The sequence below is a fragment of the Saccharomonospora sp. CUA-673 genome, assembly GCF_001942305.1.
GTDB lineage: Bacteria > Actinomycetota > Actinomycetes > Mycobacteriales > Pseudonocardiaceae > Prauserella.
In genome coordinates this window covers 102967-126992 of the sequence record NZ_MKKE01000066.1, presented here as the reverse complement: position 1 = coordinate 126992, position 24026 = coordinate 102967, and the positions used below count along the sequence as shown (strand labels likewise).

The window sequence follows — 24026 nt, the reverse complement described above, 5'->3', positions numbered from 1 at the left end:
GATGACGGCCCGGACCTGCCCGTCGAACAGGACCGCGTTCTGCTGGTCACGGACACGACGATGACCGTGGACGGCGTCGTTGCCCGCCCCGACCGGATGGAGCGGATGCAAGGCCGGGAGGGTGAACTGGTCCTGGTCAACGGGCAGCATCAACCCACCCTCGGCGCCGCGCCGGGGACCGCGCAGCGCTGGCGCGTGATCAACGGTTGCGCCTCCCGGGTACTGGCGCTGCGGCTGGCCGGACACGAACTCGACCTCGTCGCTCGGGACGGGGCGTTCCTGCCCGCCCCGGAAAGCCAGCAACGCGTCGTGCTCCCGCCCGGTAGCCGCGCCGACGTCCTGGTGCGTCCGACGACACCCGGGCGTTTCCCCCTTCTGTCCGAGCCAGTAGACCGCGGCGGCATGGGCATGGGCGGTATGGGCGGCGGTGTCCGCAGCGAACGGGTGCTGCTGGCCACTCTGATGGCCGGGGGCCCCGAGGCGAAGCCGGCCCCGCTGCCGCCAGCGCTGCCCGCCGAGCAACCGCGCGCCACGACGGACGGGAAACGGCGCGAGGTCGCGTTCACCATGGGAATGGGCACGGCAGGCATGAGCCTCGGAATCGACGGCCGCGCCTTCGACCCCGACCGCACCGACCAACTCGTTCGTTTCGGCACAGTCGAAGAGTGGACCGTGGTCAACACCACCCCGATGACCCACCCGTTCCACCTGCACGTATGGCCGTTCGTCGTGCTGGCCACCAGCGACAACGCCCCGCTATCCGGAACACCGCAAGACGTCGTGCTCGTGCCACCACAAGGCTGGGTACGCTTGCGAATTCCGTTCACCGCCTATCCCGGCCGCAGCGTCTTCCACTGCCACATCCTCGACCACGAAGACGCCGGCATGATGGCCACCATCCAGGTCCGCTGACGGGGGCCGGGTGACGATCACGCACGGCGCCAGCGCCTGACCCGACTTCCCGTCGACCGCATCCGCAAAAGCTCGACACTCTCACCAACCAGACGGCGCCCTTACCTTCTCGGAAGAGCACCGTCGCACAAACGAACGTTCACGAGACATTGCAAGCCGTCGAGTGTTTTCGCAGGTCGGGTCTGTAACGCAACCCGTGTCCGCGCCACCGTCACGCTGTCGGGCCTTCGCAATACGGTCCGGGCCATGCGGATCGGCTACGGACGAGTCTCCACCCGCGACCAGCACCCCGAAGCCCAGCACGACGTGCTGACTGCGGCAGGCTGCGACGAGGTCTTCGTCGACAAGGCCTCCGGCACGCTCGCGCGCCGACCGGAACTGGAGAAAGCGCTACTGGCGGCCAACCGCACCGGCGACCAGCTCGTGGTCACCAAGCTCGACCGACTCGGCCGGTCGCTGGAGCACCTCATCGAGCTGTCCAACCAGCTGCAAGCCAAGCACGTCGATCTGGTCGTGCTCAACCAGGGCATCGACACCTCCACCGCCATCGGCCGCATATTCTTCCAGATCCTCGGGTCCATCGCCGAGTTCGAGCACGCCCTGATGTCCGAACGCACCATCGACGGACTCTCGGCAGCACGGGCGCGGGGCCGCACCGGCGGACAGAAACCCAAGCTCGGCCCTCGGCAGGTCAAGCTGACCCGCCAGATGTACGACGAAACCGACGACGACGGCAAACGCCGCTACACCGTCGCCCAGATCGCCGCCGAGTTCGGCGTCACCCGCCCCACCATCTACCGCCACCTCGGCAGCAACGCAGACAGCTGATCCGCTAACGGAGGATCCTGTACCACTGCTACTCAGACCCCATGAACAGGTGGATCACCAGTGACGCGGCGCTGGCACCCGAGGGCGACAACCGGTGCCCGGTGTGGCCGGTGCGACGCCACAGGACGAGGGTGCGCACAGCAACGGCGAGAATGGACGCCCCGAACAAGCACAGCACTGCCACGGGCATGGGGCTCACTCCTGCTGAATCGCGTCGGGGGTCTGGTGACCGCAGCGTGGCGATGACAGTGAGCGTGCCGCCGCAGGTAATGGAGGCGTCGGCGAGGTTGAAGGTGGGCCACCGGCCGGTGTGCAGGTAGTCGGTGCCCGTCCCGTCGACGCTGCGTCGATGTGCTTCGAAGTGGGCCCATCGCTACCGCCGGCATGGCGAACTTGGCTTGATCGAGCGGTCGTCGACGCCGCACCGGCACCCTGTGGGCCTCGCTTTCGTCGAACTCCGGCAAGTACGACACGCCCCCGTGCTCAGGGATTGTCCATGTAGGACATGATCCCGGCCATGCCGGTGGCGAGGTGGTAGGCCATGTGGCAGTGGACGAGCCATTGGCCGGGGTTGTCGGCGGTGAAGTCCATGCTGACGCGTTGGCCGGGGGCGACGACGAGGGTGTCTTTGCGGGTGCGTTGCGGATCGGGGTGTGTGGGGGGTTGGGGTGGCGCTGGCTGCGGATACCTCCGGTGGCGCGGACCGTGCCGGTGTGGCCGTGCAGGTGCATGGGGTGATACATCGGGGTCGGGTTGACCATGGTCATGCGCACCCGTTGCCCTTCGCGGATCGGCATGGGGGTGACGTCGGCGAAGGGCTTGCGGTGGTTGTAGGTCTCGCCGTTGATGCGCCAGTGGAACCCGCGCATCGAGCCGATGAGCTGCAGGGGGTGGGTCACCTCCGGACTGCGGTCGTCGGCCTGGGCTGCGGACGCGGCGTGCAGGTCGGAGAGCTTGAGCAGGCGGCCGGCCAGTTCGGTGGGGGTCGCATCGGGTGCCGGGGTGGGTCCGCTTCCGGTGCGGACAACTCCGAGTGCCTGAGCTCCGTGACCTTCGGCGACAGCGGCCAGGGGGAAGGCGCCGTCGTCAAGGTCGACAAGGAGGTCGTAGCGCTCGCCGGAGGCGATGTGCAGGGTGTCGACGGTGACCGGCTGGACGGGGAAACCATCGGTGTGGGTCACGGTCAGCCTATGGCCGCCGAGGGCGAGCCGGAACACCGAGGTGCCGCCGGCGTTGATCACCCGGATGCGGGCGCGCTGGCCCGGTTTGGCGCGAAACGTCTGCGGCGCAGTGGGCAACCTGCCGTTGAGCAGATAGAAGGGGAACTGCACGCTGGCGGCCATCAACGACGCCGGGGACATGGGAGGGGCCTCGGGCGGTAGGTCGGTCAGCCCAGGCGGAACTTGGTACTGCCACGCCTCCGAGACGTCCGAGATCTGCCCGGCTTGTACGGGAGTCCGGTATTTCGGGGTCATACCACCCTTGCGCAGGGTGGACAGGACTTTGTCGGGACTGGCGGCGACGTCATCGAGCCAGTCGTCGAGCACCACGACGAACTCGACGTCGTAGTCACCGGGCTCACGGGGATCATCAATGATCAGCGGCGCGTACAGGCCGCGTTCCCGCTGCAGACCCACGTGGGGGTGCAGCCAGTAGGTGCCGGGATCCGGCGCGGTGAAGGTGTAGCGCATGCGCTGCCCGGCCGGGATGGGCTCCTGAGTGAGGTTGGGGACCCCGTCCATGTCGTTGCGCAGCCGCAACCCGTGCCAGTGCACCGTGGTGCGCTCGGGCAGCCGGTTACTGACCTCGACGGCGAGCTGCTCACCGGCGGTGCAGCGGATGACCGGCCCCGGGATCTGCCCGTTGTAGGCCCACGTACGCACTATGCGCCCACCGAGGTCCACCTCGGTGGGCTCGGCGGTCAACGAAGCCCGGACGGTGCGACCGGATCCCGCCGCACGCCGGGCCTGCTCGCGACGCTGCACCGCCTCCGAGGAGGCCGATATCCGCGCCGGCGTCGGTACCGAGGCCGGCGTGCCCGAGGCCAACGCCAGCCACCCCACCCCGCCGGTCGAGGCCGCAGCGCCTACCAAACCGGCCGCACCCAGCAGCAGGTTGCGGCGGCTCGTCTCGTTGGGCATCCTTGCGTCTCCTTGTCTCACGAGGAGGCAGGGCGCACGACTGGCAGGCACCGCCGCTGGCGGCGTGGTCCTGTATTCGAGTGCGCCTGCCGGGTGCTGATCACTGTGTGCCGGCTGTGCTCAGTTCTCGGCGTCGGGGTTGTGGTGGGGGTTGTGTCGACGTCGTTCGGGGCGGCGCAGCGTGGCGAGGAGTGCGGCGGCCCCGAGACTGGTGGTGATCCATTTCGGTAGGGAGCCGAGCCTTGTGGCCGGGGTGGTGGTTGAGCGCAGCGGCATTTGTTGGATGAGCAGGTCGGCGGTGTACTGCCGGCTTTGCTCGGCAACAGTGCCGTCGGGACGGATGATCGCACTGACCCCGCTGGTGGAGGCGACAACGACCGAGCGACTGTGCTCGACAGCACGCAGCCGAGCCATGGCCAGCTGCTGATAGGTCATCTCGCTGCGCCCGAACCACGCGTTGTTCGTGGGCACGGCCAGCAGTTCGGCACCGCCGCGCACGCCTTCGGTCAGCACCGAGTCGTAGGCGACCTCGTAGCAGATCGCGAAGCCCACTCGCGTCGTGCCCATGTCGAAGAGGCCCGGGCTCGTCCCCGGGGTCATGTCTCGCGAGAACTGTTTGACGAATGGGGTGACGGCCGAGGCGAGCTCGCGTAGAGGGATGGTCTCGGAGAACGGGACGAGGTGCTGCTTGACGTACTCGTCGGTGGCGCCCAGAGCCGGGTCCCAGCGGATCACGCGGTTGCTGATGGCGCCGTTGGCCTCACGGGTGATACCGCCGACCGCTATGGGCCCGCCGAGTTGGTCGGCGATCCGATCCAGCGCGGGGTCGCTGCGTGAGGGGCCCCAGACGTTCGAGGATTCGGGAAAGATGACGAGGTCCGGTCGGGGGAGCCGCCCGGAGCGCACCCCTTGGACCAGCTTGGTGGCCTGCTGGATGTGGTTGGCGCGGAGCAGCTCGTTCTTGCCCATCAGGCCGATGCCGATGTTGGGAGCGCCGCCCTGGACGATGGCGACGGTGGCTGTTCCCGCACTGGGTGCGGTATCGAGGGTGGACATGCTCGCCAGCCCGGCGGTGATCGGCAACGCGGTGAGGGTGGCTGCCGATACCGCCGGCCACGGCCTCTCCCGGATCCCGTCCCGCAGGTGTCGCGTCAGCGCGGCCAGTCCGCACCCGGACAGCATCACCCCGAAGGTCACCAGCGCGGCCCCGCCGAAAGAAGCCAGCGGCCCGAACGCGCCTTCCGGTTGGGTGAAGGCCAGCCGTCCCCAGGGGAATCCGCCGTAGGGGGCGTGCGAGCGCAGGGTTTCAGTCGCGACCAGGACCGCGGCCATCCAGATCGCAGCGCCGGGCAGGCGGCTGACACGGGCCATGCCCGCGCCGGCGAGACCGAAGAACACTGCTTCGATGGTGACCACGCCGAACCACGGCCACACCCCGAATTCCTCGCCGACGGTGTCGTAGAGCCAGCTCAGCAGGGGCAGCAGGTAGGCGAGGCCGAACAGGAAGCCATACCCGAAGCCACCTCGGGCACGCCGGTGGTGCAGCGCGAGCGCGAACAGGGCCACACCCAGCGGTGCCAGCCACCACAGGTGGTGTGGAGGAGCACTGGCGTAGACGGTCAGGCCACCGGCGATCGCACCCAGCGCCCTCAGACCGGTGGCGGCACATGATGGGCGCAACCGCCGGGTGTGTTTGTCTGCCCGAGAAGGCTCTGGAAGGGGGTGCGGAGCGCTGCGCGGATCACGACGCACCGGATTCACTCCTGTCTGGCGATGGGGACGTGGTGCGCAGCGAGGCAAGGACCAGCAACGCCCCACCACCGGTGATGAATACATCGGCGAGGTTGAAGGTGGGAAACCAGCCGGTGTGCAGGTAGTCGGTGACCGCGCCGTCGACGCCGCGGTCGATGAGGTTGGCGACGGCTCCGGCCGGCACCGCGGCCAGACCGAGCCGCATGATCAGGCTCCCGGTGCGGGCCGCCCGCCAGGCGTAGACCGCGAGGCTGCGGTGATCAGTGCAGTGGCGGTGAACACGATCCAGGCGGGCAGGGTCGCGCCGAGGCTGAAGGCCACGCCGGGGTTGTAGGCCAGCCGCAGCTGCAGCAGTCCGATATCGATCGAGTGGCCGTCGGTCAACGCTTGGGCGGCCCACGTTTTGATCCCCAGGTCCCCGCCAGCCAGCAGCACGGCCCCGGTGGCCAGGGTGGCCGGCGCGGGCCGACCCTCACCACCGGGGTTTCGGTGCGGGTCACGCCGAGGCTCCCACTGTCGTAGTAGGCCGCACTGCCGCGGGCTTCCCGCCGGGCAGCGGCTTGGCGCGGCCGGCCCGGACGCCGTTGGCGATGACCACGACCTCGGCCACCTCGTGCACCAGCACCACCGCCGCCAGCCCGAGGATGCCGAACAGGGCCAGGGGCATCAGCACCGTGATGATCGCCAGGGACAGTCCGACGTTTTGCAGCATGATCCGCCGGGCGCGTCGGGCGTGGTCGAGGGTGTGCGGCAGGTGCCGCAGGTCCTCGCCCATGAGCGCGACATCAGCGGTTTCGATGGCCACGTCGGTGCCCATCGCGCCCATGGCGATGCCCAGGTCGGCGGTGGCCAGGGCCGGGGCGTCGTTGACACCGTCACCGACCATCGCCATCGATCGCTGGTGGCCCAGCTCGCCGACGATGCGGGCCTTGTCCTCCGGCCGCAGTTCGGCATGCACCGAGTCGATGCCCGCCTCGGCGGCCAGTGCGGCGGCGGTGGCCTGGTTGTCGCCGGTGAGCATGGCGACGTGATAGCCACCCGAGTGCAGCCGGGTGATCACCTCGCGCGCTTCGGGGCGGAGTTCGTCGCGCACGGCGATGGCGCCGATCACCTGTCCGTCGTCCTCGACGAGCACCGCGGTGGCCCCGCTGTGCTGCATCCGCTCGACGTCGCCAGCCAACGGGCTGGAGTCCAGCCAGCCCGGGCGCCCGAGCCGCGCGGTGCGTCCGTCGACCTGCCCGGTCAGCCCGGCGCCGGTGACGGCCTCGACGTCGGTCGCCGAGGCGATGTCGCCGTCGACGGCGGCGAGGATCGCTCGTGCGAGGGGGTGTTCGCTGCGGGCTTCCAGCGCCGCGGCCAGTCCCAGCACCCGCTCCCGCGAAATCCCGTCGGTGGTGGCGACGTCGACCACGCTCGGCTGGTTGCGGGTCAGCGTGCCGGTCTTGTCCAGCGCCACCCCCCGCACACGTCCCAGTCCTTCCAGCGCGGCACCGCCCTTGACCAGCACGCCAATCTTGCTGGCCGCGCCGATGGCAGCGACCACCGTCACGGGGATGGAGATCGCCAGCGCGCAGGGCGAGGCGGCCACGAGCACCACCAGGCGCGTTCGATCCACGTCGCCGGGTCGCCGAGCAGGCTGCCGATGCCGGCGATGAGGGCGCCGGCGATCATGACGCCGGGCACCAGGGGTTTGGCGATGCGGTCGGCCAGGCGCTGGCTGGCGCCCTTGCGGGACTGCTCGGCCTCCACGATCCGCACGATCCGCGCCAGAGAGTTGTCCTCGGCAGTCGTGGTGACCTCGATTTCGAGCACCCCGGTGCCGTTGATCGACCCAGCGAACACCTCGCTGCCGGGACCGGCCTCGACGGGCACGGACTCGCCGGTGATCGCGGAGGTGTCCAGCGCGGTGCGGCCGGTGCGGATGACGCCGTCGGTGGCGATGCGTTCGCCGGGCTTGACCACCATCCGGTCTCCGACGCGGAGCTCGGACGGGGCCACCACGACCTCGCTGCCGTCGCGCAGCACGGTGGCCTCATCGGGCACCAGCGACAACAACGCGCGCAGGCCCCGGCGGGTCCGCGCGAGGGAGTATTCCTCCAGGCCCTCGCTGATGGAGTACAGGAAGGCCAGCATCGCGGCCTCGCCGACCTCACCCAGGATGACCGCGCCGATGGCCGCGATCGTCATCAGCGTGCCGACACCGATCTTGCCCTTGGCCAGCCGCTTCAGTGTGGAGGGCACGAACGTGTAGGCACCGGCGACCAGAGCCAAGGACTTGAGGATCAGCGCCAGCATCGGCGCCGCGCCTGCCCACTCCGTCGCGTATCCGGCGATCAGCAGCACCCCGGCGACGGCCGCGGCGCGCAGTTCGGTGACTTGCCAGAGCCGTTCCGGCTCGTGTTCTTCGGCTTCCTCGCCGGTGCGGGGCTCGTCGCTGCCGCAGCCGCAAGCATCGCTCATCGCACGATCTCCTCGTTCTGGGGCTCGCCGGTGGTGTCGGTGCCGTAGTTCGGGCACAACGAAACCGCGTTGCCGGTCGCGGCCAGCAGCGTCTCGGCAGAGGCCAGTAGGTCCAGCAACTCCGGGCGGGTCAGGCTGTAGAACACCTGCCGCCCTTGCGGGCGGCCCACGACCAGCCCGCAGTCACGCAGGCACGCCACGTGGGCTGACACCGTCGACTGCGCCAGTCCCAGTTCGGCGACCAAGTCCGCGACGCGGGCCTCACCGGAGGCCAGACGCTGCACGATCGCCACCCGCGCGGCATCGGACAGGCTGTGGAACAACGCCACCGCCGGATCCAGGTTCGCGCCCGGCGGGTTCGACGCCAGGCACCTCTCCGTGCTATTCATCGTCATATCCCGATGATAGCAGTTCCGTGCGATGCAATCGAGGTGTTGCGATGTTGATGAACCGGGTCGAGACCGCGCTGATCAACTCCCCGCCGCGGCGGTGGCTGCAGCGCTACTAGGGGTAGCCGTAGTACTCGCCGAAAATCGGGCGGATATGAGGTCTGGGCTGCTGATCGGGCATGGCTTCACTCCGCCTGGGACGACTGGCCGCGCTGGAGTGTGCGGTAGACGGTCGGCCGGGAGACGGAGAACAGCTCGGTGAGGTCGGTGATCGTGTAGTCGCCACTGTCATGCATGCGCCTCAGTTCGGTCTGCTGCTTCGGCGAGAGCTTGGGTTGCTTGCCGCGCAGCTTTCCCTTCGCCTTCGCCACGGCCATGCCTTCGCGGGTGCGCATGCGTAGGAGGTCGACTTCGAATTCGGCGAAGGTGGCCAGGATGTTGAAGAACATCTTGCCCATGGGGTCGGCCGGGTCGTAGACCTGTCCGCCCAACGACAGCGCGACGCCGCGCTCGGCGAGGTCGTCGCCGATGGCGCGGGCGTCCGGCACCGACCGGGCCAGCCGATCGAGCTTGGGCACCACGAGGGTGTCGCCAGTTCGGACGGCGGCCAGGGCCTGATCGAGCCCGGGCCGCGTTCTCTTGGTGCCGGTGAGTCCGTGGTCGAGATAGATCCGGTCGGCGTCCACGCCGAGTTCGGCCAGGCGCTGGCGTTGGGCGGTGAGGTCTTGCTCGTCGGTGGAGCAGCGGGCGTAGCCAACCAGGGTGCCGGACATGATCGGCAGTGTAACGGTTAGCCACCCCTCAGTGAGAGTTTCACCGTACCAGGTATCTGAGACAACCCTGGTCAGCGGAACGCCAGCTCGTGGCTTCGTCTCGCGTCAGTATCGGCCGGGCGGTGCTGTCTCAGTGGGGGTTCCCCTTACGGGCATGCGATCTGGGCTGACGCCTGTGACCGAGTGTTCAGTGCGCGCTGTATAGTTCAGTCCATGCTGACTATTGCTTCGCGTCTCGACGTGATGAACCGCCTGGGTCGTGCACTGGCCGACCCCACTCGATCCCGGATCATCTTGACCCTGCTCGACCATCCCGCCTACCCGGCGGAACTGGCCCGAGATCTGGACCTGACACGCCCGAACGTGTCCAACCACCTGGCATGCCTGCGCGATTGCGGGATCGTCGTCTCCGAGCCCGAGGGTCGTCGGACACGATATGAGATCGCCGATTCGCACCTGGCGCAGGCGCTGACGGCACTGGTCGATGCCACCCTGGCAGTGGACGAAGACGCCCCGTGCATCGATCCCGCCTGCTCGCTTCCCGGATGCGACGCAGCTGGGGAGGGCGCATGATCCTCACCTCGGTCTTGCAGGCGATGGGCCTGTTCGCAGCGACCAACATCGACGACATCATCGTGCTCTCCCTCTTCTTCGCGCGAGGGGCAGGCCAGCGCGGCACTACCGCCCGCATTCTGGCCGGCCAGTACCTCGGATTCGCCGGCATCCTCGGTGCCGCGGTCCTGGTGACCATCGGCGCCGGAGCATTCCTGCCCTCGGCAGCCATCCCGTACTTCGGTCTCATCCCTCTGGGCCTCGGCCTCTGGGCCGCATGGCAGGCCTGGCGCGGAGACGATGACGACGATGACGACGAGGCCAAGGTTGCCGGCAAGAAGGTCGGCGTGTGGACAGTCGCAGGCGTCACCCTTGCCAACGGCGGCGACAACATCGGCGTCTACACCCCTGTCTTCCTCAGCGTGGAACCTCTCGCAGTAGTCGCCTACTGCATCGTCTTCCTCGCGCTCGTCGCGGTCCTGGTGGCCCTGGCAAAGTTCGTCGCCACCCGCCCCCCGATCGCCGAAGTGCTCGAACGCTGGGAGCACATCCTCTTCCCCATCGTTCTCATCGGCCTCGGCATCGTGATCCTCGTCAGCGGCGGAGCTTCGGACTCTGACGTAGCGGCAGCGATCCAAACGGCCCCGACCGGGCGCACCCCTCTCGGTTCAGACCGCGACACCTACCTGCAGCCAGTCCTGCGTGATCGCGGCAACAAGACCGCCACGGAGCGCTGCAAAAACCCCGCCACCAAGCGAACGAAGCCACACGCGACGACAGGACAGCCCTGGCTCGACGTTCACATCGTGACCGTTTGATGAACAGTCCCGAGGTCAGTTCACCACGCAGAACGGCCCCTCCCGCGGCGCCATGGCGATGCTTGCGAGTCTCACTAGTAGTGGAGTACGTTAGTACTTGTGAAGTTCACCAGTAGGGCGTCATGATCCGATCGTTCGGGAACAAGAGCACCGAGAAGATCTGGCGGCGTCGCGACACCCGACTGCCACCCGACGTGCGACGCCGTGCCTGGTCCAAGCTCGCGATGCTCGACAAGGCAGGCCAGCTCGACGACCTTCGCGTCCCGCCTGGCAACCGACTCGAACAACTACGCGGCGACCGCGCCGGACAACACAGCATTCGCATCAACGACCAGTGGCGCATCTGCTTCACCTGGACCGACAGCGGCCCCGAGCACGTCGAGATCGTCGACTACCACTAGCGAGGGAGACATGACCAGCACGCCAACCATGCCGCCGGTGCACCCCGGCGAGATCCTCAAGGAGGAGTTCCTCGACCCGATGGGCATCACCCCGTACCGGCTCGCGAAGGAGATCGGAGTCGATCAGACACGCCTGTCGCAGATCATCGCCGGAACTCGCAGCATCACCGCCGACACCGGACTGCGCCTGTCGCGATTCTTCAACATGTCCGAGGGGTTCTGGACCGGGTTGCAGGAGCTCTACGACCGCGAGACCGCCCGTGATGAGCTCGGCGACAAGCTCGAGGCCATCCACCCGATCTCGGCATGACCGCCGAATCGGAGGCGGCCATCGCCGCCGAGAACGCCAGGATCGGAGCGATGCTCTCGGACAGGGGGCTGACTCCAGATCAGATCTTCAGGATCATGCGGGACCAGGTACATCCGGCGATGCAGGAAGCGCTCGCCGCGGTTGAGGCTGGAGCGGACGTCGACGACATCGTCTTCGAGATCCGACGCCGAGATGGCCACGAATAGCCTGGCCAAGAACGCAAAAAAGGGCCCTTCCTCGGCGTGCTGCCGAGGAAGGGCCCTTTGACGTGCACGCGCGCGCCACCGATCAACTGCGCGGTCAGAGTGAGGTCACCGGGAGACGTTGATGGTCCGGAGGTCTCCGTCGTGGTACTCGATGATCGCTCCGTGGCCGGTTGCTGCTGCGTGCCCGATCCGAGTGGCGAGGTAGGTGACCGCGTCGTCGATATCGAGGTCAGCGACCTTGCACACGCGGTGTCGTCGGTGCCGAAGATCGCCCTCTCCATGGGCGAAAGCACCCATCTGCTCCGTCGTGGTCACAGAAAGACTGTCCTGGTGTTCTGAGATCGAGATGATCTCGTCCGCACGGATCGCTGTCCGCTCTGTCTTGACCCACACCGTGCTCATTCGTCCCCTTCCCTGCGTGTGCTGGCCGCAGCACGAAGCCTACGGCCGGGGGCTGACAAGGGCTGGTCTCTCGCATTGCGTTGGCTGGGCGGAACGCCAGGCTGCATAGGCTCGTTCACGGAATCGCCAGCCGGCTGCTTTCACGAATCGGCGTTTCCAGGGTGCCGGTGGCAGCACTTCGTCGAACTCGGTGAGTGTGCCGATTCGGACGCCGACGCCGAGCATGTCCGCCTCCCACAACCTGCTGTGGAGCGCTCGGGGGGCCCTGGGCAACAGCAGCACGCGGCGGGCGAACGGGGCGAACGCGGCGGCTTTGCGCAGCCCGGTCTGCCACCGGGATGCGCGGGCGATGACGACATCGACGTCGGCGGCGGGCGCGAAGACCCGCCGAACTCCGGTCTCAGTGAACTCGACGGCCCCTTCGGGCAGAGCCTTCAGCACCCTGGCGTCGTCCGGTGTCAGGTCCGGCCACGAGACGAGTTCATGCAACGGGAAGGTGAGTAGTCGATCGAGGGCATGCAGGTCGGTGACGGCCGTCAGACCGCAGGCGAGACGGCGCTGATGTTCAGTCCAGTCGACCCGAACGACCGCGTCCGCGACCTCGCCGTCGGCCAACCGCGCGGCACCCAGGGTCACGTCCATCAGGTTTCCTTCCTCGTCGGGTATGTGGGGTTGTGCGGAGACGCGTCGGGGGCTGCGCCGGTCGGTTGCGGCGCAGCCCCCGAGAAGGCCCGGACGGGCCTGGTGAAACGTCACCGTGTCGAATCGCGGTGGTCTGCCTGTCCGGGGCAGACCACTGTTGTCGGTGCCTCTTGGCGGGTCAGCAGCGTTTGAGGACGCTGGCGAGGGCCTCGTGCTCGGCCTGGTCGACGGTGAGTTCGTAGCGCTGCTTGATCTGGATCCAGGTGGTGACGTAGCCGCAGCGGTCCTGTTCGGGCAGCCACGTGGCCGGGTCCTGATCGCCCTTGGACCGGTTGGAGCTGGCCGTGACGGGGACGAGGACGTCGGGGTCGTTGGCGTAGGCCTCGCGCTCGTTTTCGGTCCAGTCGCGGGCGCGGAGCGGGCGACCTCGGCCAGCGGTACCCAGTGGTCGACGTCCAGTTCGGAGGCGTCGGTGACGGTTTCGCCGTCGTAGATGCTGGTCCATTCCCCGGACACGGCGCAGTCGTCGCCGACGGTGACGTTCCGGCCGTGGGCTTTCAGCGCGGCATCGCGGGCATCGCACCCCTCGCCCACGCTGGACCAGTGGGGCCAGTCCTCGCGGTCGTAGTGGCGCCGGTGTCTTCCGGGGCGACAGTCAGTTCGGACAAGTCCGCCCCGCCCGCCGCGGGCGCGGCTTCGGAGGCGGGTGTGTCGGACTGTGCGAACGGGAGATCGGCCCCGGTGTAGACGTAGCGCCGGCGGCCACGACGAGCGTGGTGAGGGCGGTGACGAGCTTCTTGTTCATCGCATCTCCTGGTGGTGTCGGCCGCGCAGCTGCGCAACAGCGTCGGCAATGATCGCCCCGTGGTCGAACGCCGTCGGCGGGAGTCGGTCGATGTGCCACCATCGGGCGTCGGCGGCGTCGTCGGCCGGTTCCGGCGTGGGGCAGCCGCCGATGCCGCCGAGTGCGGGCACGATGCCCCACCAGGCATCGCTGGCGACGTTGCCGCGCGGGTCACGCCCGGGGGCGTCGTAGTGGCCCACGAAGCACAGGGTGTTGCAGGCGATGTTGGTTTCCTCGTTGAGCTCGCGGCGTGCGGCGAGCTCGGAGCTCTCGCCCTTTTCGATGTAACCGCCGGGGATGGCCCACCGGCCGGCATACGGTTCCCAGCGGCGGCGCACCAGCAGGATGTGCCACCCGTTGCTGTAGCCGAACAACAGGCAGTCGGCGGTGTCGGCAATGTGGTGACGAGACATCGAACCTCCTCGGAGAGACGTGGTTGCGGGGTTTTGGTGGCCGCGGTCATGCGGCCCAGTGCGTGGTGGTGGTGAGGGCGTCGGCGACGCGGGTTCCGAGCCAGGCGGCAATGTTGGTGGGCACGGCGTTGCCGATCTGGCGTTTGACCTCGGCGGCTTTCCCGACGAACACGTGCTCGTCGTCGAAACCCTGGGCGCGGGCGCATTCGCGGTTGGTGAGCATGCGGTGCCAGGCGGTGCCATCACTGGTCACGGTGGCGACGGCGTGGTGGTTGCCGCCGGCGGTGATGGTGGCCAGCCGGTGCTGGTCGGCCCGCCGCGGGCGGGCGTGGCGGCGGTAGGTGACCAGGTGGGGCACATCCGGGTCGGTGATCGCCTCGATCTGGTCGGCGACGTAGAGCCGCCGTGTGACCCGTTTTCCGAGGTGCTCGTCGAGCACGTCGGTGGCGGGCACGAACGTCGGCGCCGGCGGTGTGAGGTCCACGCGGGCGTCGCGGGTGGCGACGAGGAACCACCGGCGGCGGTGTTGGGCGTGGCCGAAGTCGGCGGCATCGAGCACCCGGGTTTCGGTGCGGTAGCGAGGTGGCGCAGTCCGGCGAGCCACCAGGGATACAGCGTCCAGTCCTGAAACTCCGGGACGTTCTCCACGACAATCGCCGGATAGCGGTGCACCTCGGCCGCCTCGATGACGGCGAACGCGGAGGCACGGTCGATCGCCCCCGGGGTGTCGCGGCGCCACTCGGACGCGGCGCTGGCGGCTTTGCGGCCGCCGGAGCGGGCGTGCCACACGCACGAGGGCGAGGCCCACAGCAGCGTCGTGGACGGGAACGTGCGCCAGTCCACCTCGGCCAGCCCCTCGGATCGGTGCTCGGTGTCGGGGTGGTTGGCCTGGTGCGTGGCCACGGCGGTGTCCCAGTGGTTCGCGGCGATGGCCACCTGCCACCCGGCCCGCCGCAACCCCTCGGACGAGCCGCCCGCGCCACAGAACAGATCAGTTGCGGTGAACACAGGGCTGCTCAACTCCTCGCAGAGTGGGTTCCGGGGAGGCAGTGGCCGTGATGCCGGCGGAGATCGCGTTCGCGACGTGGTGCCAGGCCTGGTCAAGCAACGGGGCGCCTCCCCTGTCGAGGAACCCGCCTTTGCCGAGACGGCGGGCAGCACGGGGAAGAAGGCCGTGCTCGCGCCGGTCGGCGGCATAGTGCGTCACGGCCGACACCAGCTCGCCCAACGCAATGCCCCGGGCAGTGAGGCCGAGGCCGAACGCGCGGTTCGCCGCGGCGATGGCGACCAGATTGGTGGCGGTGTAGCCGGCCACGTGCGCCGCGCAGGCCAGCTGCCCATCGCGGCCGGCCTCGCCCTTGGCGACGGCTGATGATCGGTCTGAACCCAATAGTCGCCGGCGTGGTGTGCGGCGTGGCGCACCGCGGCCAGCACGGCGAACCGAACAGCAGAACTACTCATGCGTCGTCGAGTCCCTTGCCGGTGACAACGCCGCCATGGAGAGCTTCTTCAGCCTCCTGCAACGCAATGTGCTCAACCGCCGCACATGGGCCACACGCGAAGAGCTCCGCATCGCGATCGTGACCTGGATCGAACGCACCTACCACCGACGCCGCAGACAAGCCCGCCTCGGCCGCTTGACCCCCATCGAATACGAAACCATCATGAGCCACACCGCCACCCCGGCGGCCTAAACCACTGTCACAGTTTCCTTCAGCAGCCCCCTCGGACTCGGGGCGCTATAGATGTGACAAGGCCCGCGACATCCCCATTGTGACTTGCGCGCCCACGGAGGAGACAGCGACCAGGACAAACGGGTCGCCTGCAGTATGGACCGCGCCCAGCGGGCCGCTACATCTACTGCCACTCCACGATCGCGGACCACGCCCGCGTGGCCTATACCGAAACAGCTGCACGCGTGGTGCGAGTCATGGTGCGAACTGGCCGCAACAGCGGCTTTAGCGGAGCGTGGTGCGAACACAGCGACAACAAAGCCGCAGGTAGGCACCCCAGGCACGCCGGATGAGTTCCCTCCTAAAGCGGGTGTCGCAGGTTCGAATCCTGCCGGGGGCACGTACTGCATCTACACTCCCGGCGCCTGCTGGCTGAGCAGGCGTGTTGTGTGTAGATGGCATGGTTTCGGTGATCCTTTCTGCCGCTTGGGCGATGTGGGGTAGGTCGTCGGCGGGCAGCTTGATCGTGATGGTCACCTCGTCGGTGTCGCCGTTGAGCGCCACCGTGAGTTGGGTGGTCTCGAACAGCCGCCGCAACAGCGCTTCGGGGGCATGGGCGAGGTTCAGCGCCAGGTACGGCAGGTGATCGAGTAGCGCGGTGTCGTCGGCGCTGGGCTTGGCGGGCTCGGCCTCGTCGGCGGCGTCCAGCTCGGCGACAGCGGCCAGCGTGGCGTTCTTCTGGGCTTCGAGATCGTTGTAGCTGCCGCGCAGGCCCTTGGTGAACGGGTCGTCGGGGTCGCCATCGGCGGCTTGCCGCAGGATCGAGTCCTGCCGCCGGGCGATGTCGGCGAGCACCCGTTGCAGCCGTTCCCGCTCGGCGTGCCGCTGCTGGGCTTCGCGGTCATCGACGCTGTCCAGCTCGGCGGCCAGCAGCCCGCGCCGCTGCTGGCCGAACACCCGGTCAGCGAAGAACCGCGACACGGCATCCAAGATCGCGTCTTCGCGGAGGTAGACGGTCTTGGGATGGCCTGCGTACGTGTCCGGGCGACCTCGGTTGTTGTTCCTCGGCCAGCACATGTAGTAGGCGCTGTTGCGTCGCTGGTTGCCGAACATCCGCCGCCCGCAGGCACACAGCACCATGCCGCGCAGCAGATAGCTCCGCCGTGTAGCCGGGTGGGCGTTCTTGTCGCCGCCCGCCCGCGAACCCCGCTTGGCTTGCCGCTGGGCGGTCATCTCGTCGAACATCCACTTGGGGATCAGCGGTTCGTGGGTCGGCTCGGGCGACCACACCCATTTGACCGGGTCGTTGACCTTGCCGTGCCGCGAGCGGGAGCGCGCCGGTTGAACACCTGATACCCGGTGTATTTGGGGTTTTTCAGGATCTCGTAGACGCTGGTCTTACCCCACGCACCCCGCGCCCGCGTCCTCCCGGGCGGCTCGGGCGGTGGGTACTTGACCGGATCGGCGTTGAGCCGCTCGGCGATGGTGTCGTAGCCCAATCCCTCGTGGTAACGCCACTTCGCGATCTGCGCGACCGTCTCCGCCCGTTCCCCGTCGGGCTCCAGGCGGCTCTTGGTGTGCCCGCGTGCGGCCTTGGTCGGATTGGGGTGCCGGTAGGTCTTGGCCCGGTACCCATAGGCGGGTTTGCCGATGTTGTAGCCCTCCCGAACGTGGGTGCACAACCCGCCCCACGATTGTTCGAGGGTGTTGAGGACTTCGTACTCGGCCACGGACTGGTTGATCCGCCGCTGCAACACCCGCTGCGCCCGACTCCCGGACACCGTGATCGGCTCGTTCGAGGCGAACAACGGCGTCTCAGCCTTCTCTAGCTCGCGCTCGACCGAGAGCCCTTCGTAGGCGCGGCGGGCGACGCGGGAAATGGATTCGCAGATCACCACGTCGAACCGGCGGCGGGGTGCGTTGCTTCGTCCAGCAGGTCGGCGATACCGCCGTCGCGGGCGATGGGGATGTCGAACCGCTCGTAGTTCTCCCCGTGGCCACGCTGGTCGAGGTCCATGCGGCCGGATTCCACGTCGTAGAAGTGCGCCACGATCACCCAGGACTCGGGAATGGCGGTCTTGCAGTTGCCCAACTGCCGCTGCAATGACTGACGCGGGTCTTGCTGGTCCTCTGTGGACGTACGACCGAGGAACGCTACCCGTACCTCGTCGCGCAGCAACGCGGTGGGCATTCCCAACGGTGAGACCGCATAGTCCGACAACCCGGACGGTCCCGACTCCGGCGCGGCCCGTCGGGTCAGCGCCGGAGCGGGGGGATTCACCACGGGTTCCTCCGAGGTCGTCATGCGGCTTCACCGTCCTCAGTAGACTCATCGCGGGATTGCTGTTCGGCGGCCCAGTGCAAGAGATCGCGGATCACGGCGGCCAGCTCACCACGCAGCCGCTCACCCTCAGTGCCGCCAACCCGGTTGATATGCCCGGAGAATCGGCGGTCACCACCGCGTTTCTGCTTCTGATCATACCACCAAACGTCCTGGTCAGGGGCGATTTTCGGCAGGTTTTCTACATCGTCTTCCGGTGCTTTTCGGGGCAGCGGGATCACCACGCGGTCGTGGTCGTCACCGCTGCCGGTCGGGTTGTGGTCGGGCTCGTTCGGGGTGTTCTGGTGGGGGTACATGGCGCACCTCCTGGTGCCCGCGAGCCGCTTGTGGCGGGAGGTCGCGGGCGCTGGTCGGCAGCATGGGCAACCGTCGACGCAGCGGACACGCACCAGCTCCGGATCACCCGCACCCGTACCCGGTCGGGCTTGATGGGGGGCGGGCACGCGCCATGACGCGCGCTGGCGTGGGCTGGTGGTGTGGGACGCTTTTGGGCGCTCGGTGAGGCTTCGACTCCCCGACTGCACTCGGGCACCCGTCGGGGCCAACGTTCACCGACCGACTGGACCGCGAGCTGTCCCCGGCCGAGACCAGCGAGACCGAGGTCGAGACGAGGTGTCTCGGCGGTCTCGTTGTCCCGCATGGGTCTCGGTGACGGTCTCGCGGCGGCGAGACCGTCAGGGGACGGTCGACGCGGAACGGTCCAGATTTCGGGGCAGCGCGGTCAGGCGCTGCGGGGTTCGGGTTCGTCGTCGAGGATCAGTTCGTCGGCACTCGCGCCCTCCCGGCTGCTCGGCGGGCTATCCGCCGCCGTGGCGGCCGGGGTCGGGCGGGTGAGGTTGGCGAGCACAGTCGGGGTGCCGTTGTCGGTGGTACCGCCGATCACGGCGGGCAACGCGCCGAGCCGGACACGGCGCGCCAACTCCGGCTCGGTGGTGACCACGGACCACACTTCGCCCGCCGGGCCGTCCGGGTGCCCATGTTCACGCGAGGCAGTGGCCACCGGCACCGGCGACCCCTTCGCCCGGAGGGACCTCCGGAGGAGGTTTTCGCGGCGGGTGCTGCTGGTCCAGATCAGCACCATGCCCGCCAACCGGCGCGCCACATCCCACGGGTCTCCGGACCGCTCGCTGCTGGTGTAGCGGTCGATCTTGTCCGCCACCTTGTAGATGGGTTCGGTGCCGGTGTCGTGCTCTAGGAAGAATCCCAACCAGCCGCCACGTTCGTGCCAGCAGCCGTAGCCGTCCGGAGTGATCGTGCGTTCGTAGAAGTTCGTGATCCACTGCTCGCAGCGCCACGTGTGCAGCCCTTCGCGATCGAATCCCCGTTCGTCGTCCAGGAACGTGCCCAACCCTGTGCGGCGGGAGTACTCGCCCAACTCGGCGAAGAACTGATTCACCCCCAACAAATGCGCCAAACGCGGCGATTCGAGGATGCGCCGCAGCCGGTCGGCGTGCTTGGCCGGACGCGGCGGCGCGCTGCCATGCTGCGCGGCGAGCAGTTCGGCACCGCGATAGCCAAGCAGGTAGTGAAACGGCTTCGAGCCGCCCTCGGCGCGATACGGCTGCGTGCGCCACAACACGCCAGCCTCAGTCAACGCCAGCAGCCGATGCTGAGCGCGCGAGATCGACGGGAACAGCAACGCGCGAAGCTGCTCGGTGGTCAGAACATGATGTTCTCCCACGAGTTCGAGCACGACGCGATCCCGAGGCGTGAGCTGCGCCCACAGCGCCCCGTCCGGTTCTCCGGCTGCCTTCCTCTGGCTGCGGCTGCGCCGCCCCACGCCATGCGTGAAAAGAGACTGATTGTGACCAATCAGTCGGGCACCCGCGCCACGCGCCTTGTCCACGCCCTGACCTGCGACAGCGGAACCGGCGCCCCCTGCGGATGCCCCTACGGCCCTGGGACGCACCGCACCCGCAGCCCCATCCGCAGGGCCACCCGCCACGCCAGCCGCGCGGGCTTGTTCGTCCTTGTGCCTGTGATCAGCCATGCTCACCACCTCGTGTCGTTCGGACCTGTAATCGCCCCTGAAGTCCGAAAAACACCCCCGATTTCGGCCGTGATCATGAAAAATGTGACCGAAAACACATCCCGAGTGGTGGTGGAGGCACCGGCATGCCGCCGACACGCGGCGGAGACGATCAACCCGCGTGCCCCTTCAGTGTGCCAGGACCCCGGCTACTGCGGCAGACGCGAATCGCTGTCGGGCTCTGAGCCGCCCTGCAACACGGTCAGGTGCTCGCGGCAGCAGGCCGTCACCACGATCTCCCGTCCCGCGACCGGGTCCGTCGTGAACCCGCACAGCACCGCACGCTCATCGAGCCGCCGCCCACACCACATGCAGCGCTGCTGCACCTCGTCATGCCCCGTGCCCACGCCGACCAGCGTCGCACCGCCCGCCAGCGGCACACCAGCCCCAGTCCCGCAACCCACGGGCATCTACTCCCAGGAAGTGAGGGCAAGGACACGGCTCGCCTGGCAGACCGCTGACCTGCGACAAGACGACCAAGAACACGGCCACTGGTCGGCCACCCATAAGTGGCCGACCAGTGGCCGCAGTGAGTGGCCGACGAGGTGCACGTGCGTCGGGGACGTGGTGGTCCCGCCCGCGTCCGGGCAGGACCACCACTCGGCATCAGCAGCGGCCGACGCCTGCTGCGGACAGGCCCTCTCGGGTCGGGCCGTGAGCGCCGGTGCAGCACTCAGCCACGCGGCCGTCGACCACGACAGCGGGGACACGGGTGATCCCGTACTCGGCGGCCTTGGCGGTGGCGTCACCGTTGCTGCGCAGGTCGCGTACGACCACCTGACAGTTGGGACCGGCCATCTCGTGCACCAGATTCACTGCGGGCTCGCAGCCTGGGCAGCCGGTCGTGAATACCTCGATGTGGCGCTGTGCCATCCTTCATCACCTCCACCGCGCACGCTAGGGATTCCAGCCGGGTGGAAGGTCAAGCCCGGGCTTCGCCGTGGCGCCGCACGTGGTCGATCAGCGGGCACGAAGCGGCCCCCACATCAGGATCGGCGGCCAGCTCCTCGGCGCGCGTGTCGAGATCCACGAGCTGTGTGCGCAAGCGCCTCAGTTCGGCGATGCGGTCGTCGATGCTGACCACGTGCTCGTGCAGGACGCGCCGGACATAGCCGCAGGGACGTGTGTCCGCATCACGCAGAGCCAGCACCTCGGCGATCTCATCCAAGCGCATACCCAACCGCTGGGCAGCTTTGATGAAGCCACCCGGTCGGCGTCGCCCTCGCCGTAGACCCGATAACCAGCACTGGTCCGCTCGGCCGAGGCCAGCAACCCGATGTTCTCGTAGTAGCGCACGGTCTTGGGGTTCACCCCGACCCGCCGTGCCAGTTCTCCGATCCGCACCACAGCCCCCGCCCTGGTCACACCCTGCTCTCCACGTTCAACTACAGCCTCCACCTTCCACCCGAGTGGAAGGTCTAGCCAGCGGATACGGCTAGAAGTGAGCCGGATGCGCCCGCGCCGTCATGGAACTCCAGACATCGCGCTGCGCGCACCGTTCTCGGCATCCCAAGAAGTTGGAGCACGAGCGTCAGGCCACCACAACGCCGTGACCAGGGACGTTGTTCCACCGCTGGCAGCAACCGGGTGGGCAACCCATAAGTTGACCACCCAGTTGCCCACGGAGTTGACCACCGACTTGCCAGGTGGCACAGCGAGTCTGGAGCGCTTGGGGCTGCGCCCTCCGATCGGTCAGGCGTTCCAGCCGTGCCAGAACGGGTTGGTCGTACGTCGTTCGGCTTGCCCCTAGTACCAGCGGTCCGGGCCGTCCGGTGGCCAAACCGGCTGGTTGGGCTTGGGTGCAGCGACGTAGGGGCGGCTGCGAACGCTCGCGGGGGTGTTGCTGGTGGTCAGCAGCCAGTCCAGGGCGTTGATCGCGTAGCCAGAGCGGTGTTCCACGACCGGGCCGTGGTCGGCGGGCCATCGGTAGGTGAACCTGGCATGGGCGCGCACGGCGTGAGCGAATCCATTGGGACGCAGGGCGAGGTATTCCACGTATCCGGCGCGCAACCGCCACAAGCACGTGCCGAGCAGCTCGCCGTCGTGATCAACATCGGGCAACGGGCGGAACCCTGCGGCGTGTAGACGTCGCCCCAGTTCGTCGGCAGTGTCCTCGGGCATCTTCGCGTTCACGGCTGACGGCTCCTCGCGGGCGCGCGGGGACCACGCGCCCGCGACCAGTCGGGGGTTCGCGGGCGCGAGGGCGCACGTGACGAATGGTGGTGGTCAGAACTTCAGTTCGGTGATCTTGTTGAGGTCGATGCCGTAGTGGGCGTAAATCTTGATGGTGTTTTCGCCGGTGAGGTCGGCTTCGGTGTAGCCGAGCAGGGCGGCGACGCGCACAACTTCGTCCTTGGAGCCTGCTTCGATCTCCAGGTAGGGCGGGATCTGCGGCCAAGTGTCGATCTCGACCTGCGCGCCGTCGAGGATGAAGCTGGTGCGCTTGGTTTCTTGGTAGGACTTCGGGGTGAAGCCCAGCATCCCGAGCAAGGCGTTGGTGGCGGCGAAGTCATCGACGCCGACTTCGACTTCGTGGGTGCCGTCGATGGCGTCGCTGGTGATCTCCTTGACAGTCAGCGTGGTCTCGCCGTCGGTGTCGCGGAGCCTGATCCACTTCGACTCGTCGCCGGGCGTGATGTCGTAGACGTAGCGGCGCATGAACTTCTCGCGGAGCTTCTGACCGCCCTTGTCGAGGATCAGCTTCTCGGTGGCTTCGGGGGCGATGTCGAGGATCTTGGCTTCGTGCTCGATGGGCACCGCGGACACTCCTTGTCGTCTCGTACAGTGATCGTTACGGCAGGTTATCCGGCTCGCCTGGCGGCGAGCCGGCCGTACTCGGACTCGCGCAGTTCCAGGATCTCGCTGCGCAGTGAGCTGGTCAGGAACTCGTCCAAGGGCACGCACAAGTCCATGCGCTGGATGCAGACGCCGACGTGGTAGCGGCCGGTGCGGTCGTAGTAGAGCCGGACGCGTAGAAGCCTTCCTGGCAGTCGGTGTCGTTGTTGAACCGGCACCCGGCGCAGGTCTCGGGTAGGCGGACACGGCGGATTTGCTTGAAGAACACCCGCCGTCCGTCCGGCAGCCGGTAGGCGGTGCGGGCGCGGAGACGCCAGCGGTGATGTAGTGCGCCTCGGCGACCGCGCCCCGCTCGTTGAGGATGCGTTCGATGGCCTCGATCGAGGCGGAACCGTGGTCGAGCGAGTTGAGCAGGCGCACCGACAGGTGCGGGGAGTACTCGTCCAGTAGTCGGTGCACGCGCGGGGCGTGGCTGTGGTCGAGCACGACAATGTTGGCGCTGGCCTTGACCCCGTGCTCTTCGCACGTGGCGATCGAGCGCTTGAGCGCGGCGATCTTGCGTTCAGCGAGCTTGGGGTTGGCGTAGCGGGCGTGCTGGACCTCGGCGAGTTCGGCGGGCGTGGTGCCGAAGATCGAGAAGTTGACCCGATCCAGCCCTGCGGCAGCGCAGTCGGGTAACACCCGTTCGCCGTGCTCGCCGTTGGAGGTCATCCCCACTCGGTAGCCCGCGTGCGTGGCGAGGCTGGTCAGCTTCGCCACGGAGGGGTGCAAGGTGGGTTCCCCGCCGGTGAGGTGGACTTCGGTGAAGCCCAGTGCGTCGCGGAGCGCGGCGAGCACGTGACCGAACTCCTCATCGGCGGGCACCACAGCGGGAAGAAAACCCGCGCCGTTGGTGGCTGCGTAGATCGACACACGCCCGCTGGCTCCGGCCGTGGTGAACTCGCCGAGCGGCTGCTTGCGGTTGTCCACCGCGACGGGCGTGCCTTCGTTGTGGCAAAACGTGCAGGTCAGCCCGCAGGCGTCAACGATCTTCACCCGTAGGGTGGTGTCTTTGTCGACGTGCACGGGGATGCCGGTGGAGTTCATCAGGGTTGTGCCCCTTCCTACGTCGGGACCGGCGCCGGCGCGTCGTTGCGCCGGGCGCCGGGTGCGGCGGAGACCGAGGCCGCTCGGGGGGACGGGCTGCGGTCTGGCCGCGCTTGGGGTGCTCCGGCAGCGCAGGCGGCCAGTGATCGCGGGAAGGGGCTCGCCTGCGCCGCTGGAGCGGCCAGATGGTCGAGTGAGGTCACGGGGTTGGTTGGTTGCTGCCTGGCGCGAGCACAGCAGTGCAGACGCGGATGATCA

Annotated in this window: 28 protein-coding genes and 7 pseudogenes; 9 read left to right on the top strand and 26 right to left on the bottom strand. The window is 68.2% G+C overall.

Annotated elements, in window-relative coordinates:
- Window positions 1-60 precede the first annotated feature (60 nt).
- The 3 genes from BJF85_RS30730 to BJF85_RS31715 all read left to right on the top strand — a co-directional run bounded on the left by BJF85_RS30730 (window position 61) and on the right by BJF85_RS31715 (window position 2249).
- Entirely contained in the window at window positions 61-912 is an 852-nt protein-coding gene (locus tag BJF85_RS30730) for a multicopper oxidase family protein (RefSeq protein WP_255375885.1), read from the top strand.
- Window positions 913-1158: 246 nt separating this feature from the next.
- A complete protein-coding gene (locus BJF85_RS22950; RefSeq protein ID WP_075850066.1) occupies window positions 1159-1740 on the top strand; it encodes a recombinase family protein in 582 nt (193 codons plus the stop codon).
- 323 nt (window positions 1741-2063) lie between these two features.
- Entirely contained in the window at window positions 2064-2249 is a 186-nt protein-coding gene (locus BJF85_RS31715) for a leucine zipper domain-containing protein (RefSeq protein ID WP_369822278.1), read from the top strand.
- Here the strand turns inward: BJF85_RS31715 and BJF85_RS31710 are convergent.
- The 8 genes and pseudogenes from BJF85_RS31710 to BJF85_RS22915 form a co-directional block, all read right to left on the bottom strand.
- Window positions 2224-2346: pseudogene (locus tag BJF85_RS31710) on the bottom strand (multicopper oxidase domain-containing protein); the annotation flags it as partial. The gene BJF85_RS31715 and the pseudogene BJF85_RS31710 sit on opposite strands and share 26 nt — an antisense overlap.
- Before the next feature lie 125 nt (window positions 2347-2471).
- A pseudogene (locus BJF85_RS30720) lies at window positions 2472-3881 on the bottom strand (multicopper oxidase family protein); the annotation flags it as partial.
- Between the two features lie 120 nt (window positions 3882-4001).
- A complete protein-coding gene (lnt, locus tag BJF85_RS22935; RefSeq protein WP_075850065.1) occupies window positions 4002-5561 on the bottom strand; it encodes an apolipoprotein N-acyltransferase in 1560 nt (519 codons plus the stop codon).
- A gap of 61 nt (window positions 5562-5622) precedes the next feature.
- Window positions 5623-5838, bottom strand: coding sequence for a signal peptidase II (locus tag BJF85_RS30715; RefSeq protein WP_255375872.1), 216 nt, complete (start codon window positions 5836-5838; stop codon window positions 5623-5625).
- Between the two features lie 2 nt (window positions 5839-5840).
- Window positions 5841-6068 (bottom strand): signal peptidase II, encoded by a 228-nt coding sequence (locus tag BJF85_RS30710; protein WP_255375871.1) that lies wholly within the window; start codon window positions 6066-6068, stop codon window positions 5841-5843.
- Between the two features lie 61 nt (window positions 6069-6129).
- Window positions 6130-8093: pseudogene (locus BJF85_RS22925) on the bottom strand (heavy metal translocating P-type ATPase).
- Window positions 8090-8488 carry a helix-turn-helix transcriptional regulator gene (locus BJF85_RS22920; protein WP_075850064.1) on the bottom strand — a complete coding sequence of 133 codons (399 nt, stop codon included), beginning with the start codon at window positions 8486-8488 and terminating at the stop codon, window positions 8090-8092. Before BJF85_RS22920 ends, BJF85_RS22925 begins: the two are co-directional and overlap by 4 nt.
- A 179-nt stretch (window positions 8489-8667) precedes the next feature.
- Complete coding sequence (locus BJF85_RS22915) at window positions 8668-9255, bottom strand: recombinase family protein (protein ID WP_075850063.1); 588 nt, start codon at window positions 9253-9255, stop codon at window positions 8668-8670.
- Window positions 9256-9468: 213 nt separating this feature from the next.
- On the opposite strand from BJF85_RS22915, the gene BJF85_RS22910 reads away from it, so the two are divergent.
- From BJF85_RS22910 to BJF85_RS22890, 5 genes and pseudogenes are all read left to right on the top strand, one after another.
- The gene (locus BJF85_RS22910; RefSeq protein ID WP_006590980.1) at window positions 9469-9828 is read left to right on the top strand and encodes a helix-turn-helix transcriptional regulator; all 360 of its coding nucleotides are present in this window, start codon (window positions 9469-9471) and stop codon (window positions 9826-9828) included.
- Window positions 9825-10415 (top strand): annotated as a pseudogene (locus BJF85_RS22905) (cadmium resistance transporter); the annotation flags it as partial. The gene BJF85_RS22910 and the pseudogene BJF85_RS22905, both read left to right, overlap by 4 nt.
- Window positions 10416-10747: 332 nt before the next feature.
- Entirely contained in the window at window positions 10748-11026 is a 279-nt protein-coding gene (locus BJF85_RS22900; protein WP_075850062.1) for a type II toxin-antitoxin system RelE/ParE family toxin, read from the top strand.
- Between the two features lie 10 nt (window positions 11027-11036).
- Entirely contained in the window at window positions 11037-11336 is a 300-nt protein-coding gene (locus BJF85_RS22895) for a HigA family addiction module antitoxin (protein ID WP_083666641.1), read from the top strand.
- Window positions 11333-11542 carry a hypothetical protein gene (locus BJF85_RS22890; protein WP_075850061.1) on the top strand — a complete coding sequence of 70 codons (210 nt, stop codon included), beginning with the start codon at window positions 11333-11335 and terminating at the stop codon, window positions 11540-11542. Before BJF85_RS22895 ends, BJF85_RS22890 begins: the two co-directional genes overlap by 4 nt.
- A 105-nt stretch (window positions 11543-11647) precedes the next feature.
- Here BJF85_RS22890 and BJF85_RS22885 read toward each other — a convergent pair whose 3' ends face one another.
- The 7 genes and pseudogenes from BJF85_RS22885 to BJF85_RS30705 form a co-directional block, all read right to left on the bottom strand.
- Window positions 11648-11944: a hypothetical protein gene (locus BJF85_RS22885; RefSeq protein ID WP_075850060.1), complete on the bottom strand. Its 297-nt coding sequence runs from the start codon at window positions 11942-11944 to the stop codon at window positions 11648-11650.
- A gap of 39 nt (window positions 11945-11983) precedes the next feature.
- Window positions 11984-12559 carry a hypothetical protein gene (locus tag BJF85_RS22880; protein WP_139320807.1) on the bottom strand — a complete coding sequence of 192 codons (576 nt, stop codon included), beginning with the start codon at window positions 12557-12559 and terminating at the stop codon, window positions 11984-11986.
- 205 nt (window positions 12560-12764) lie between these two features.
- Window positions 12765-13091 (bottom strand): DUF1524 domain-containing protein, encoded by a 327-nt coding sequence (locus BJF85_RS22875; RefSeq protein ID WP_075850058.1) that lies wholly within the window; start codon window positions 13089-13091, stop codon window positions 12765-12767.
- A 296-nt stretch (window positions 13092-13387) separates the two neighbouring features.
- The gene (locus BJF85_RS22870; protein ID WP_075850057.1) at window positions 13388-13843 is read right to left on the bottom strand and encodes an NUDIX hydrolase; all 456 of its coding nucleotides are present in this window, start codon (window positions 13841-13843) and stop codon (window positions 13388-13390) included.
- Between the two features lie 46 nt (window positions 13844-13889).
- Window positions 13890-14447 carry a DNA cytosine methyltransferase gene (locus BJF85_RS29235; protein ID WP_222844640.1) on the bottom strand — a complete coding sequence of 186 codons (558 nt, stop codon included), beginning with the start codon at window positions 14445-14447 and terminating at the stop codon, window positions 13890-13892.
- Between the two features lie 203 nt (window positions 14448-14650).
- A pseudogene (locus BJF85_RS31705) lies at window positions 14651-14851 on the bottom strand (DNA cytosine methyltransferase); the annotation flags it as partial.
- Window positions 14835-15158, bottom strand: a complete 324-nt coding sequence (locus BJF85_RS30705) for a hypothetical protein (protein ID WP_255375869.1) — start codon at window positions 15156-15158, stop codon at window positions 14835-14837. The gene BJF85_RS30705 and the pseudogene BJF85_RS31705, both read right to left, overlap by 17 nt.
- Window positions 15159-15324: 166 nt before the next feature.
- Here BJF85_RS30705 and BJF85_RS22855 point away from each other — a divergent pair.
- A pseudogene (locus BJF85_RS22855) lies at window positions 15325-15537 on the top strand (IS3 family transposase); the annotation flags it as partial.
- Between the two features lie 264 nt (window positions 15538-15801).
- Here BJF85_RS22855 and BJF85_RS30700 read toward each other — a convergent pair.
- The 11 genes and pseudogenes from BJF85_RS30700 to BJF85_RS22815 form a co-directional block, all read right to left on the bottom strand.
- The gene (locus BJF85_RS30700) at window positions 15802-16761 is read right to left on the bottom strand and encodes a zinc ribbon domain-containing protein (RefSeq protein ID WP_255375868.1); all 960 of its coding nucleotides are present in this window, start codon (window positions 16759-16761) and stop codon (window positions 15802-15804) included.
- 11 nt (window positions 16762-16772) lie between these two features.
- On the bottom strand, window positions 16773-17411 hold the full coding sequence (locus BJF85_RS30695; protein ID WP_255375867.1) for a recombinase family protein: 639 nt from the start codon (window positions 17409-17411) through the stop codon (window positions 16773-16775).
- Window positions 17408-17821 carry a hypothetical protein gene (locus BJF85_RS30690; RefSeq protein ID WP_255375866.1) on the bottom strand — a complete coding sequence of 138 codons (414 nt, stop codon included), beginning with the start codon at window positions 17819-17821 and terminating at the stop codon, window positions 17408-17410. Before BJF85_RS30690 ends, BJF85_RS30695 begins: the two co-directional genes overlap by 4 nt.
- Window positions 17818-18153 carry a hypothetical protein gene (locus BJF85_RS27700; protein WP_139320805.1) on the bottom strand — a complete coding sequence of 112 codons (336 nt, stop codon included), beginning with the start codon at window positions 18151-18153 and terminating at the stop codon, window positions 17818-17820. The genes BJF85_RS30690 and BJF85_RS27700 overlap by 4 nt, the downstream gene beginning before the upstream one ends.
- A 425-nt stretch (window positions 18154-18578) precedes the next feature.
- Window positions 18579-19703, bottom strand: a complete 1125-nt coding sequence (locus tag BJF85_RS22845) for a replication-relaxation family protein (protein ID WP_255375865.1) — start codon at window positions 19701-19703, stop codon at window positions 18579-18581.
- A gap of 332 nt (window positions 19704-20035) precedes the next feature.
- Complete coding sequence (locus BJF85_RS22840) at window positions 20036-20266, bottom strand: hypothetical protein (RefSeq protein ID WP_075850055.1); 231 nt, start codon at window positions 20264-20266, stop codon at window positions 20036-20038.
- 226 nt (window positions 20267-20492) lie between these two features.
- On the bottom strand, window positions 20493-20759 hold the full coding sequence (locus BJF85_RS22835) for a thioredoxin family protein (RefSeq protein ID WP_075850054.1): 267 nt from the start codon (window positions 20757-20759) through the stop codon (window positions 20493-20495).
- Between the two features lie 49 nt (window positions 20760-20808).
- A complete protein-coding gene (locus tag BJF85_RS28225; RefSeq protein WP_255375884.1) occupies window positions 20809-21084 on the bottom strand; it encodes a MerR family DNA-binding protein in 276 nt (91 codons plus the stop codon).
- Between the two features lie 17 nt (window positions 21085-21101).
- Window positions 21102-21230, bottom strand: a pseudogene (locus tag BJF85_RS29225) (MerR family DNA-binding transcriptional regulator); the annotation flags it as partial.
- A 402-nt stretch (window positions 21231-21632) separates the two neighbouring features.
- Window positions 21633-22019 (bottom strand): hypothetical protein, encoded by a 387-nt coding sequence (locus BJF85_RS22825; RefSeq protein ID WP_255375864.1) that lies wholly within the window; start codon window positions 22017-22019, stop codon window positions 21633-21635.
- A 93-nt stretch (window positions 22020-22112) separates the two neighbouring features.
- Window positions 22113-23768, bottom strand: a complete 1656-nt coding sequence (locus tag BJF85_RS22815) for a radical SAM protein (RefSeq protein ID WP_255375863.1) — start codon at window positions 23766-23768, stop codon at window positions 22113-22115.
- Window positions 23769-24026 lie beyond the last annotated feature (258 nt).

Excerpts from the sequence above, each read along its gene's own strand:
- BJF85_RS22900 (WP_075850062.1), top strand. The coding sequence starts at position 10,748 with ATGATCCGATCGTTCGGGAACAAGAGCACCGAGAAGATCTGGCGGCGT.
- BJF85_RS22950 (WP_075850066.1), top strand. The coding sequence starts at position 1,159 with ATGCGGATCGGCTACGGACGAGTCTCCACCCGCGACCAGCACCCCGAA.
- BJF85_RS22835 (WP_075850054.1), bottom strand. The coding sequence starts at position 20,759 with ATGGCACAGCGCCACATCGAGGTATTCACGACCGGCTGCCCAGGCTGC.
- BJF85_RS22815 (WP_255375863.1), bottom strand. The coding sequence starts at position 23,768 with ATGAACTCCACCGGCATCCCCGTGCACGTCGACAAAGACACCACCCTA.
- BJF85_RS22895 (WP_083666641.1), top strand. The coding sequence starts at position 11,037 with ATGACCAGCACGCCAACCATGCCGCCGGTGCACCCCGGCGAGATCCTC.
- BJF85_RS30730 (WP_255375885.1), top strand. The coding sequence starts at position 61 with ATGACCGTGGACGGCGTCGTTGCCCGCCCCGACCGGATGGAGCGGATG.
- BJF85_RS22885 (WP_075850060.1), bottom strand. The coding sequence starts at position 11,944 with ATGAGCACGGTGTGGGTCAAGACAGAGCGGACAGCGATCCGTGCGGAC.
- BJF85_RS22920 (WP_075850064.1), bottom strand. The coding sequence starts at position 8,488 with ATGACGATGAATAGCACGGAGAGGTGCCTGGCGTCGAACCCGCCGGGC.
- BJF85_RS22870 (WP_075850057.1), bottom strand. The coding sequence starts at position 13,843 with ATGTCTCGTCACCACATTGCCGACACCGCCGACTGCCTGTTGTTCGGC.
- BJF85_RS30700 (WP_255375868.1), bottom strand. The coding sequence starts at position 16,761 with ATGTTCGACGAGATGACCGCCCAGCGGCAAGCCAAGCGGGGTTCGCGG.
- BJF85_RS22915 (WP_075850063.1), bottom strand. The coding sequence starts at position 9,255 with ATGTCCGGCACCCTGGTTGGCTACGCCCGCTGCTCCACCGACGAGCAA.
- BJF85_RS22890 (WP_075850061.1), top strand. The coding sequence starts at position 11,333 with ATGACCGCCGAATCGGAGGCGGCCATCGCCGCCGAGAACGCCAGGATC.
- BJF85_RS22910 (WP_006590980.1), top strand. The coding sequence starts at position 9,469 with ATGCTGACTATTGCTTCGCGTCTCGACGTGATGAACCGCCTGGGTCGT.
- BJF85_RS30715 (WP_255375872.1), bottom strand. The coding sequence starts at position 5,838 with ATGCGGCTCGGTCTGGCCGCGGTGCCGGCCGGAGCCGTCGCCAACCTC.
- BJF85_RS30690 (WP_255375866.1), bottom strand. The coding sequence starts at position 17,821 with ATGACGACCTCGGAGGAACCCGTGGTGAATCCCCCCGCTCCGGCGCTG.
- BJF85_RS22875 (WP_075850058.1), bottom strand. The coding sequence starts at position 13,091 with ATGGACCAGCATCTACGACGGCGAAACCGTCACCGACGCCTCCGAACT.
- BJF85_RS27700 (WP_139320805.1), bottom strand. The coding sequence starts at position 18,153 with ATGTACCCCCACCAGAACACCCCGAACGAGCCCGACCACAACCCGACC.